The 11,866-nt window shown below is 45.3% G+C and carries 10 protein-coding genes; 1 reads left to right on the top strand and 9 read right to left on the bottom strand.

The features are described from left to right. Positions 1-451: 451 nt before the first annotated feature. From ACESPQ_RS07875 to ACESPQ_RS07860, 4 genes are all read right to left on the bottom strand, one after another. The gene (locus ACESPQ_RS07875; RefSeq protein ID WP_373144222.1) at positions 452-1,780 is read right to left on the bottom strand and encodes an RsmF rRNA methyltransferase first C-terminal domain-containing protein; all 1,329 of its coding nucleotides are present in this window, start codon (positions 1,778-1,780) and stop codon (positions 452-454) included. 30 nt (positions 1,781-1,810) lie between these two features. Beyond that, positions 1,811-4,252 (bottom strand): hypothetical protein, encoded by a 2,442-nt coding sequence (locus ACESPQ_RS07870; protein ID WP_373144221.1) that lies wholly within the window; start codon positions 4,250-4,252, stop codon positions 1,811-1,813. Positions 4,253-4,496: 244 nt separating this feature from the next. After that, positions 4,497-5,039 (bottom strand): NADH peroxidase, encoded by a 543-nt coding sequence (locus ACESPQ_RS07865; protein ID WP_008817908.1) that lies wholly within the window; start codon positions 5,037-5,039, stop codon positions 4,497-4,499. An 89-nt stretch (positions 5,040-5,128) separates the two neighbouring features. Beyond that, positions 5,129-5,890, bottom strand: coding sequence for a YwaF family protein (locus tag ACESPQ_RS07860; RefSeq protein ID WP_002609622.1), 762 nt, complete (start codon positions 5,888-5,890; stop codon positions 5,129-5,131). Positions 5,891-5,995: 105 nt separating this feature from the next. Between ACESPQ_RS07860 and ACESPQ_RS07855 the strand changes: the two genes are divergently transcribed. Further along, positions 5,996-6,274: a ParB N-terminal domain-containing protein gene (locus tag ACESPQ_RS07855; RefSeq protein WP_002609621.1), complete on the top strand. Its 279-nt coding sequence runs from the start codon at positions 5,996-5,998 to the stop codon at positions 6,272-6,274. Between the two features lie 156 nt (positions 6,275-6,430). Here the strand turns inward: ACESPQ_RS07855 and ACESPQ_RS07850 are convergent, their stop codons facing one another. The 5 genes from ACESPQ_RS07850 to ACESPQ_RS07830 form a co-directional block, all read right to left on the bottom strand. Next, positions 6,431-6,979 carry a DUF1836 domain-containing protein gene (locus ACESPQ_RS07850; RefSeq protein WP_002609619.1) on the bottom strand — a complete coding sequence of 183 codons (549 nt, stop codon included), beginning with the start codon at positions 6,977-6,979 and terminating at the stop codon, positions 6,431-6,433. Between the two features lie 111 nt (positions 6,980-7,090). Next, positions 7,091-8,371 (bottom strand): hypothetical protein, encoded by a 1,281-nt coding sequence (locus tag ACESPQ_RS07845; protein ID WP_109770866.1) that lies wholly within the window; start codon positions 8,369-8,371, stop codon positions 7,091-7,093. Between the two features lies 1 nt (position 8,372). Further along, positions 8,373-9,119, bottom strand: a complete 747-nt coding sequence (locus ACESPQ_RS07840) for a hypothetical protein (protein WP_009270854.1) — start codon at positions 9,117-9,119, stop codon at positions 8,373-8,375. A gap of 9 nt (positions 9,120-9,128) precedes the next feature. Further along, on the bottom strand, positions 9,129-10,430 hold the full coding sequence (locus tag ACESPQ_RS07835; protein ID WP_257379338.1) for a hypothetical protein: 1,302 nt from the start codon (positions 10,428-10,430) through the stop codon (positions 9,129-9,131). Further along, on the bottom strand, positions 10,427-11,863 hold the full coding sequence (locus tag ACESPQ_RS07830; protein WP_373144219.1) for a hypothetical protein: 1,437 nt from the start codon (positions 11,861-11,863) through the stop codon (positions 10,427-10,429). Before ACESPQ_RS07830 ends, ACESPQ_RS07835 begins: the two co-directional genes overlap by 4 nt. Positions 11,864-11,866: the final 3 nt, after the last annotated feature.

Raw genomic sequence — 11,866 nt, 5'->3', positions numbered from 1 at the left:
ATAAGACTCCTTTCACAAAAAAATTCCAGTACCGGATGCGCACACAAAAGGACAGAGGAAAACAAGGTCCGCTGAAAAAGAGTGTGAAGCAGAAAGTATTGGAATCAACGTTGAAAACCATAAAAAGGGAAATCCTACAAAAAATTGCGAAATTCTCCACAAATTCCTACAAAAGCATTTACAAACTGTGACGCAGGTGTTATAAATATGAGTGTAAAGATCATTACATGGACTTACAGTAAGGTACTGTAGGACAACACACCAGCGACTGAAGAAGGTCGTTTTTTTATACCTGTTTTGTCACTATCGTTCCCTTTGCTTCTACATATTATCACATTTAAAGAATAGTGGAGATACGAAAAATCCCCCTAAAAAAGGGGTTTGAATAACTTTTAGATAAAAAAAAGACGCTGTTTGCGCCTAAACTCATGGTATCTGATGCAATTCTGCTTTAGTGAATCCGCAGTCCCTTGGGATACTTGTTTTTTAAAACCATGCCATCCCCCTTGGCAAAGCCGAGCGCATATCCTTTCCACAGCATCTGCGTGTAACCCTTATACCCTGCTATTGGCAGCTGCTGCCCCTGCAAAAAGCTGAGACATTGCGCATCATCCATCTCATAACACTGTTTCATGCCCGCTCCGTAAGCATTGGAAACATAGAAATGCTGATGCGGCTCCAGACGATTTTTCACGACTTCACCAATCTGACAGCCCTGTCGAAGAATACGGATGTCCTTCAGCTTTAAAAATGGCTGTTGCATGGCATATATACGACCGCTATTTTCATATAGAAAGGCAGGCTGCTCCTGCAGGGACTGCTTTATAAACTGTGTAGCGAACACCGGAACCACAGCCGGCTTTTCTTCCCGTTTGCGACTCTCTGCCTGCACGCCATGCTTTCTGAATTTTGCCACAAAATGACCTTCTCCCTGATCCATAGGAAAAATTCTTCGCAGCTTTTCCGTATCCAAATCCAGATAGGGCAGACCACTCCGTCCAAACGCAACCCCGCAGTCCACAAGCTCCATATCCGGATGCTGCTCCATGAATGCATATACCACCTGTTCATTTTCCTCCATGGAATACGTACAGGTTGAATACACGAGCGTGCCATCCTCCTTTAATGCGGCATAAGCACTATCCAGAATGTGCAGCTGCCGCTGTGCACAGGCAAGCACATGCTCCTCACTCCAGTCATCCATTGCCTTGGAATGCTTTTTAAACATGCCTTCCCCGCTGCATGGGGCATCCACCAGTACTCGGTCAAACCAGCCACTCATTTCCTTTGCGATTTGCTGCGGATGGGTGTTCGTAATCATGCATCGCGAAAAGCCGAGGCGTTCCATATTCGATAGCAGAATCTGTGCCCGCCTGCTTTCAATTTCATTACTGACAAGAAAACCACGATCCTGCAGCTTAGCAGCAATCTGCGTGCTTTTCCCACCGGGTGCCGCACACATATCCAGCACCCAGTCATCCCGCTGTACATCCAGAACCTCAACAGCACTGGCGGCACTTGGCTCCTGCATATAGAACAGACCTGCCAGATGCGCAGGATGATTACCAAGCCCCTTTATGTCCTTTGGTATATAAAAGGACTCCGGACAGATGGAGGATGGTTGGCAGGCACATACCTTCAAGTCGTGAAACTGATCGACAGACAGCTTTGCCGTATTCACGCGAAGCCCGCGATAAGCGTCCTCATCCAGCGTTTTCAGATATTCCTCATATTCCTCCTGCAGATATCCCTGCATACGTTTTAAAAATTGTTCGTTCATAATCTTCCTCACTTATTCCAGCATATTTTATCATATATTTCCGTTTTTCTCATCACAAAACAGCTCTTCAACTATGCATGTTCTTTTCACAAGCTGGTGTGTGATCAGAGTAAGCAGGAGCAGATAGCCTGCGGACACAAGCAGCGGAAGAAACAGTGACAGCAAAATCGTGACCGCTGCCGACAGCTTCATATAGATCATCAGGACGAATACGGATACTACCAGCGTTGCCATCAGGCAGCCTGCGACCGTATGCCTGCGAACCAGGGCAAGGATATGCTGCACATAACATCCCTTCAGTGTGTGCATGTTCTCTCCAAACATATAGTAAATGCTCATTTCCTTTCTGCCATCCTCCATAATCGATTGCAGCAGATGCACCAGCAGGGCGATGGAAAGCAGCATGGCAGCACCACCGCTGATAAATAGCAGAAAGCTCATTTTTTTGAGATCGACAACGAAAAACTGCAGCAGGCGGGAACGGCTGAAAAACGCGGAATAGGTTGGATGCTGCCGCAGATACTGCAATGCTTTCCGCATGTCCGTTTCCTTTTCTGAATGGAAATAAACACTTTGTATCATGGTATTGGGCTGCATGCAGTCTGCCACTGCCTCCTTGTTCATCAAAATACTTCCCTCATTCTTGAGATAATCCTCCATATAATCCCAGGTAATCGGAAACAGAAAGCCCTTGATTTTCACTGTTTTCTTCATCAGCGTGCTGTCATCCGGTGCTGTATCGATAGCATAGGCCTGCACCTCAATTGTTTTACCGATCCAGTTTTTAATAAAGCTGGTATAATCCGCCTCCCGCATATCCCAGGAAGGGAGTGCATCATCGCGATATCCTTCCAGATAGCGGGAGCGATATCCCAGACGCAGCGCCATGGAAAAGTCCAGCAGGACCTCATCCTCCTTAACCATGGACTGATTCTTCCCATCATTATCCAGATGCAGCTGTTCTCCGTCATAGAAATAATAGGCATTGGCATAGGGAATCGGATACAGATTCCCTACCTCATAGGAGCGCAGTGTCAGCTTGTCAATGAAGCGCTTTGAGGATGGAACAAAGGTCTGTTGCTGCTGATTGCTGTGCTCCTTATGGAAGCCGGGATATACGTATAGCGAACCGCTGTTCAAACTGGAGGAGCCGGTTGTGCTTCCGGCATATCCGCCCATATTTAATGAAAGATTGCTGTTGGGCTGATCCTCTGCTATGATTCCGGTTACGGTGAGCGGAAATCCATACCAGCTTACAGCCTGATACAGATAAAATTCCGGCGGCTGTACACCGTATTGAGAAGAAAACAAATTCAGGGCTGTCTGATATGTAATTGCGGTTTCATAAATATTGCCGGGATAATGACCGTAGATTTTTTTCAAGCCTGCCCTTTCCACAGTATCCATTTCAATGATTGTATAGCTGTCCGCAGAGGTCAGATAGGAGGACTTTATGGCGATATTGCTGTCTACAGGAACATAACCGGCAAACACATCGCCCTTTAATTCCTTTTTCAGGGTTTGTACATCCGCATCCTGCATCGGTACATATTTCTTTTCATAAATTTCTCCACTGCTTCCGGTGGCATGCTTTTCTATAGCGATGCTGGTCAGATCGTTCTGCTTCAGATACAGCATCTCAATCTCTGTAACATCCAGTGTTGTTGAAAACACAGCAGTGGATACAAGAATCAGAGATGTCAGAATCAAAAGCATCAGCAGCAGATATTTCAGACGGAAGCGGTGATGCAGTCGGGTCTGCATCCGCTTTACTATCCGTGGCTGCAGCTGAAACTGTGTTTTCGAGACTGGCTGCTGCGGATATGCACTTCCCTGTCCGCAGGAATCTGATATGACATACCCGGCTTCGAATTCAATGATGCGATCACTCCATGGATAGCTGTTTTCATCCTGTACTACCATTACCAGAAGACCAGCGCTCAGCTTTTTCAGCAGCGGAAACATCCTTCCCCATTCCCTTGTGGAAAACGGAGAGCTCGGCGGATAAACAACAAGCACACGGGGGTGGCGCAGCAGGATGCGTAAAAGCACCATTCGGATATGATCATCAAAGTCCAGATCCTCTATCCAGGTCTCTTTTTTGCCATACAACCCCCACTGCCTCAGCAGATCATCCAGCTCCTGTTCATCTTCATCATAGCTCATGCGGATATTATCTAGCACAGAACGCTGCTCCAGCAGCTGAAAATCGCAGAATAAAGACGCAGTGCATACGCTGCGATAACGGCACTGCTCCTGTGGTGTAAAGTATTCCATGACTTCTTCCCCATAAACCATGGAACCGCTGCAAGGCTTATGCAGACCAGCAAGCAGTCTAGCGAGCTGCAGCATCAGCGATTCGTCATCTCCGTGGATGCTGATAAAGCCGGCATCGGGAAAGTGAAAAGACACATCCTCTATGCGATGTGTTTTCTCTGTGTTTTCCAGTGTGATACGGTTCAGTTTCAGCATGACATCCATCCTTTTCCTTAGGTATACCGTATCTGCAGGGAAATGTCAATTTTCGTTCCTGCATTGTAAGAAAATGTTTATGAAATCAGAGACAGCCTCTTATATTCGTATATATTCGTATATGTTTTTCAGGATATTCCTTTCTGAAGAAAGCGCTGTGCTCCTGCACGTAAAGCTAACCGCTTGCTTTTCCCTCCTGCAAAAAAAGACAGCCGTCACAGCTGTCCAGATTCTATGATATATGTTATTTGAAATAGCGATCCAGCAGACCCTTGAACGCTTTCCCATGTCTTGCCTCATCACGAGCCATTTCATGTACTGTGTCGTGAATTGCATCCAGATTCAATGCCTTTGCACGTTTTGCAAGATCAAATTTACCTGCAGTTGCACCGTTTTCTGCATCTACACGCATTTCCAGATTTTTCTTTGTGGAATCGGTGATCACTTCACCCAGCAGCTCTGCAAACTTCGCAGCATGCTCAGCTTCCTCATATGCTGCTTTTTCATAATACATTCCGATTTCCGGATAACCTTCACGGTGAGCTACACGTGCCATTGCCAGGTACATACCAACCTCGCTGCATTCACCTTCAAAGTTCATGCGCAGATCGTTCATAATATCTTCCGGCGCACCCTGTGCAACACCGACAACATGCTCTGCTGCCCAGCTCATTTCACCTTCCTGCTTTGTGAATTTTTCAGCAGGCGCCTTACAGATCGGACAAAACTCCGGAGCTGCATCCCCTTCGTGAACATAACCGCAAACACTGCATACAAATTTAGCCATAATCAAATATCCTCCTTTTAACTTTACAATCCTATTGTATTACAATCTGGTAAAATTTGGAACTTATTTGACCGAATTTCACAGAATTGTCACACAGACCCCTGCATATCCTGTTTCACACGGTACACTCTGCGCAATAGAAATACCACTGCACACTGAATGAGAAACAGTGCCAGCAGGATAGTCGGCAGAAACATCATGATTCCCGTAATGTGATACAGACTTGCGATAAAGCTGATCTTCGGTGGAATTCCGACAAACATATACTGCGTATGCAGATTCAGATTGATAATAAACGCTGTTGTAAACATGCCGCAGATAATCAGAAAATTTTTTTTCATATAATGGTACTGCAGCAATGTACGGTCCTGCAGCTGTATGAGTGCAAATAAAACAAAGGAGGCATGGAGTATGTAAAAGTTAATGGTCCGATAAGACAGCACCGGATACAGCTCACTGATGTTGGCAGGATACACCATGGCAATCAGACCGGCACAAAGACCGACGACACCGCTGAAAAACCGCAGGGTGTCCTTCTTCAGATAGACTGTCAGTGCATTCATATAGACGCACAGAGAGCAAAGCTCCAGCGGCAGGATCTGATGCCACACCTGTTCATGGCAAAACAGAAACAGCCAGGTTGTATACAGCAGCTCCTCCACTAGAAAGTAAATCGCCATTATGACCTGCATTCGCCGCTGTTTTCCGGCATCCAGACGCCGATAATAAGAAAACAGCGCCGTAATCAGAAGTATCGCCAGAGCGAGAAACAGCATATGGTAGAGGCTGAATGCCGTAAACGGCACAGCCATATTTCTAATATCCGTATAAAATGTAAAAAAATCCTTCATCCCTATCACCTTTGCTTATTGTAACATATTTCACAGGTTTTGCGTATACGATTAAGATTTCTTCAGATTCTTTCAAAAGTATGATAAAATGTCTCTGGTGATGAAATGAAAATAGAAGCAGCAGCGCTATCGGAAATACAATTTAAGGAATGCGCCTATCCCAAGACGTTAAAGGACAGTCTGAAACGCATCGGACTTAACTTTCCTATCCATGTTCGAAAGCTAAGGGACGGCTATCAGTGTGTGGACGGAGCCAAGCGCCTGAGTGCCATACAGCAGATTTTAAAAGAGGATCCAGCTTTTCACAAGTTTCAAAGCATTCGCATACTCGTCGTGGAAACCGCAAGAACAGCTCCTCCGTATCATCTTCACAACCATCATTGATGAGGAGGTTCTTTGCGTATAAGGCTTTAAAAAAGGGAATTCAACTTTGATTGCTCTGCAATCGGTGTGAATTCCCTTTTTTGTATCGTCCAAAGGAAGCATTCCCTGATGGTAACCAGCTTTTTTGTGATATGGAAACAAACAGGCAGAGGATTTTTATAATCGTGCAGTATAGGAATTTTGCAGATGCAGAATCTTTTCTGCGACCAGCTTGCCCGCAAAGGACATCGTAGCCATTTTGATTGCCGTATTCTGCACGGTGATTCCCTCCAGAAGAAAGGTGCTGTCCTGATTTTTTAAATGATCTGCGACTGCCTTAATCGCTGCTTCCTGCTCCTCACAAAACAGATTAAAGGCTTCCTTCAGACCATTGATGCCCGCCTGATATTCAATTCCCTGCTTCACCTCGCTGATCGTCAGCACCTGCTTCAAAATGGTGATTGCAATCAGATAGGCGATATGCATGCGGTTATAGCGTTTCTTTTCCGCCTTGGGAATCAGCTTCAGCTTAACATAGTTATTGATCATGGCAGCGGTCAGAATCGTATCATTTTCTTCATCAAACAGATTTTGCAAATATCCTTCAATCAGCGTTATTACCTGATCCAGATATAAATCAAAGTTCGGCAGCTCCTCCCAGCGGGGAAGATGAAAATCCTGAAGTGTATCGCTCCACAGAATCAAATCTCTGCGCAGATTGCTCATGTGTGTTCCTTCTTTCTATTATGCGTTATAGTAATAGTATACGGTATTCCGGCATTTTTTTCTACCACCAGATTTTTTGAATGAAAAAAAGACCGTGACAATGATCACGATCTAATCCTTGAAGCCATACGCATACACATCCCGCACGTTCACATACGGCATAGCGGGAATTGTCTGGTTTGTTTTATCCCGCAGCTTTTTGTAAAAGGCCGAGGCTTTCTCATCCTCCTCAAAATCTCCCTTCACATAGCCGTCAAATACCATCTTTGACTGATCGAATACACTGATTTCCAGAAAATGCTGTGCTTTGTTTTCCGGCTGTCTCAGATTCAAGGCAAACAAACGGCCGTCCTGCAGCTTGAACTTGGAATCTGACAGTGAAATCGGTGAGGTGATATCCATCACCAGTTTATCCTGCTCATACACCTTCAGGTAGCTCTTATCCTGCTGTGAGGTTAGAATTAAAAGCCTTCCATCCTGTATATCAAAACGGTGAAACACTGTATTCTTTGGCAGCTTTTCTTCCTTAACGAGCTTGCCCGAAGCATCATAGACCTCCAGCCAGCCCTGATTATCACGCAACACTGCTGCGTACAGCTGATCATGATAGCTGATTACATCCGAAATGCCATTCACCTTTGCATCAAAGCTTATAAACTGTTTAACCTTACTCGCTTTTTTCGCCTCCTGAACATTTGGCATGGATTCGCTCTGCAATGCTTTTTCCACCTCATAAATGCGATATTGCCCACTGCTGCCGTTTCCGGCAACATACAGCGGAACGAGTGTTTTCCCCTGTACCGTCACATATGGGTGGCGCAGTCCCCCTCCCTTCTGCAATCCCGCTTTTTCCGGATTGCTTTGGAAATACAATTGTTGATCCTTTTGATGATATACGATATTGCTGCGGGGAGTCTGGAAGCGCTGCTTCAGTCCGCTTGGAAAGCAGGCATAGCCCTTATCTGTTTTCACCAGCAGATCGACAGCTACCTGCTTTATATTGTAAAAATCCGCTTTTACCGGTTCTTCATACCGGTCATCCGTTATCGTTCTGCTGATTTCCAGTTCATAATCCGTTAATTGTTTTCCATCTAAAAGAGTAGGGATATACAGATAGAAGCCCTCATTCAGAGAATCATATTCCATGGCGAGCTCTTCCTGTTCCTTCAGAAACGAGGTCGTGTAGCTTATATCTTTTCCTTTTCCACTCAGCTCCCAGCGCATGGAAGCATCCGCAACTGTCATTGTATATTCCAGCCCTTCCACCTGCTGCATATCTCCGCTTGCTTTTTCCAGTGTAAAGGTGAAGGACGGCTTGTGCAAATACAGAGCGGCGCTGACAATCAGAAGAACTGCAAGCAGCACAGGAAGAAGAATCATATGACGTTTCATATCATCGACCTCCGTACTGGTTGCGATTCATGGAATTGCGAAAGCTCAGCACCATCAGACCAGCCAGCACCAGCATCAGAGCCAGCTGCATACCGCGCTGTACATCAAACTGTATCCCGCTCGGCATGCCCCATACAAACAAAACACCTGCAATATTGGCAATGCACAGGATATAGCTTTGCAGCCTCTGGTAATATACCCCCAGATACACTGTCATAGCGGATACCGTCACAATACTGCTTACGATGATCAGAAGCTGGGTTATTGTCAATGGGAACAAGTATTTCAGCATGCCGCTTCTGACAATGGATAAATAGAAACCGTTTTTCAGGTTATAGAAGGGGGCAAGCGTCATATAGTACCGGTATCCGATATAATACACCGCATACTGCAATAACAGCAGTATGACGATGGCACTGATATTCATAAGCAGCTCCGACAGCATAAATGGCACACGGGATTGGGGAAGTATCAGATAGCGATGCAGTGCATTGGAGCGCAGCTGCATGTAGAGAAGTGTTGCCACCTGATAAACGATCACCACACTGAGGGCAGCAAGAAACAGAAGCAGACATGGCCGCGAGCCGAAATATACCTCATAGCGGACCCAGCCGAGCTGTTCTCCCTTCATCAACAGGGCAAATAAACAGAATGCCAGATACAGCGCAAATACGATACCGTAAAATTTATAGCTTCGCTTCCACCGGTAAAACAGAAGCAGATTCAGATTTTCAAATTCCTTTGTCATATTCTCCACCTACCTTGTACTCAAAAGCTTGAGATTTACGATTGATCGTCTGTCATCAAACAAATAGCGCTGTATGATTTTCTCATAGCTCAGGCCCTCGTTTAAATCCAGATAGCCCAAACGATCATCCTCCTGATAATCGCCATACACCTCACTGCTGTACAACATCCCTTTATGATTTGCGGCCATGATACGTATTGTCTGGTTTCCCTCCTGCATACAATACAGGACACCCTGATCATATTGCAGCTGTAAAGGTCCACTGCTGCCCGCGTTAACGGAAATGTTCACCCTGTCTATTTGCTTCAGGCTTGCGTTTTTCTGCTCATACACCTGGAATACATATTCAAATCCATTTCCATATCCAAAGAGAATATGGTTGTTTTGATCCAGCAGCAGTACAGGCTCCATGATATCCGCAAGGGCAACAGACAGAGCTGAGCGATCCAGCTGCTTTCCATTGCTGTCATAGGTATACAGAGACAATTCATTCTTTTCCATAACCAGAGCGATTACACTTTTTTCGGTACTCACCATTCCCAGAATATCCTGTTTTCCCAGTGGCAGTGATACAATGCGCCTGCTTTTGCCATTCTCCAGCCGATAGATACCGCCGGGATTTTGATCAAAGGTAACCTGTGAAAAATCATACATAAACTGCAGGGGGGATACGATGAAATATCCATGCGCATCCACAGACATGTCCGACAGGCCTGCCGATGCTCTTGCATTCTGATAGAGGTCATCACCTGTCAGGGAGCAGGAAAGAGAGCCTTTGGGGTCGTTATCAAAATAATCGCATCGAATCAAAGAGCCCAGCTTGTCTTGTTTCCATCGAACTTCAAAAGCTATATCCTCCTGCTTATTCTCTCCATAGGCTTGCGGGTCAAGCAGGGACAGGCGGTAGGATACGGCTTCTACGCCGCTGATCATATGGGTGATCTCCATGTCGTCTGGTTGATCAAATCCGGGATTCTCGATGGAGTTCTGCTTGATATGCTCATCGAATACCGGTGAAATCTGAATATCCACTGTATTGGTTCGGTCTGTCAGCACATCGCTTTTGACATAAGCAGCCTGCAGCTTATCCCCCTTTCCCGTAACCTGCCAGACATTCAGATAATCTGTCACCATAAACTGATAGGAGAGATTTTTGATGGCGGATGGATCCCCGGTCACATCAAATTCACCGTCAGCCGTTTTCCGCAGACCAATCTGCATATTGTTCTTTTGCGACCAGACACCGAGCGCTCCCAGTATGGGCAGCAGCAGAAATACCGGCAGTATATAGCATATATATTTTTTCATCATACATCACCATCCTGTACAAGGCGGAGATTTTGCAGGGTTCGTTTCTGTGTATTCAATACGTAGGACATTATATTCTCATACGCATTGCCTGTGGTAATCTGCGTGGCATCCGGAAGAACAAGCTTACTGTCATCCGTATAATCTCCCAGCAAAGTGCTTCTGTACAACAGCTTTTTGTTTGTCTGTGCCGCGACATATAAAGCCTTTCCATCGTCATTTACAACAATGTGGAGAATCCCCGTATCTTTCTTATAATGCAGCAGCGTGTTCGCATAATTTCCGCTGATATCCGTGATATTCAAACCATTTAACGGCATGTGATCGATTTGCTTAAATTGTTCCTGTTCCATACCATATATCAACAGATCCCGATTGTTTCCATCATATACAGGCTCCTGTACGAACAGTACATGCTCCTTTTCCGGCAGCAGCATCATCCGATTGGTATTCTGTAAATCAAATGAAAACTGAAATTCATCAAGCAGAACACCCTTTGAAGAATAGGCTCTGCCATACAGATAGCCGTTCTTTTCCACGACGGCGATCAGCTTTCCCTGAAATGCCTCCATATATAAAACTGTTTCCCTGTTCACATCCATGGGAACAAGCTGTGTCAGCTTTCCGCTTTCCTCAATACGATAGATTCCGGTAGGATCCTTTTCAAATTCCACCTCATTAAAATTCACCCCGAACTGCAGTGCTCCAATCGCAGTAAAGCTTTCTTTTCCCAGCTTCACAATCGGGGCGTTTAAAAAGCCGTAGTTTTTTAAATTCCCGTACTTGTCATCTGCATTTCCAACGCTGGCTTGCGGATATACATAGACTCGTTCCTGATTTCCTGCAGATTCTTCGTGATATGTGACGGTCAGATCACGCTTTCCGTTTTTGGTTTTTACCGTAAAAAGCTGTATGTTATCCTCACCGTCACTGATCAGCGCACCACCCTCAACATGATGTCGTCCGACCACAAGCTCATAGGACAGTCTCTCAATCTTATTTTCATAGGAATGAATCGATACATCGTTATAGAAATCCGCATCACTCTGCTTATTTTCTTCACTCATCGGCATCGTTTTTTCATCATATTTCGGTGAAACACTCACAGAGAAGAATACCTCTGCATCATCCCCAACCATCATCTGGTGTTGCTTGTATCCCTTCGGGTCATAGCTGATTTTAAAGGATTCTCCCTGCGCATCGATTCGCCAGGCATTGCTTCCTTCACCGCTGTACCCTCCCAGATTGGTATCCGCGATATAAAAGGAATATGCTAAATCTTTAATGGCATCCGGGTCGCCTATACGTTCCCCCTCCTGTGCAATCGTACTCAGCTCAACATGGAAATCGTTGCGCCTTGTGTAAATCAGCTGGGAAAATAGGACAATGAGACAGAGCAAGCCTATCGGCAGATACCCCATATATTTTTTCATCATACA

The sequence above is a fragment of the Clostridium sp. HGF2 genome, from assembly GCF_964240115.1.
GTDB lineage: Bacteria > Bacillota_I > Bacilli_A > Erysipelotrichales > Erysipelotrichaceae > Clostridium_AQ > Clostridium_AQ innocuum.
This window is presented reverse-complemented; position numbering and strand designations above follow the sequence as displayed.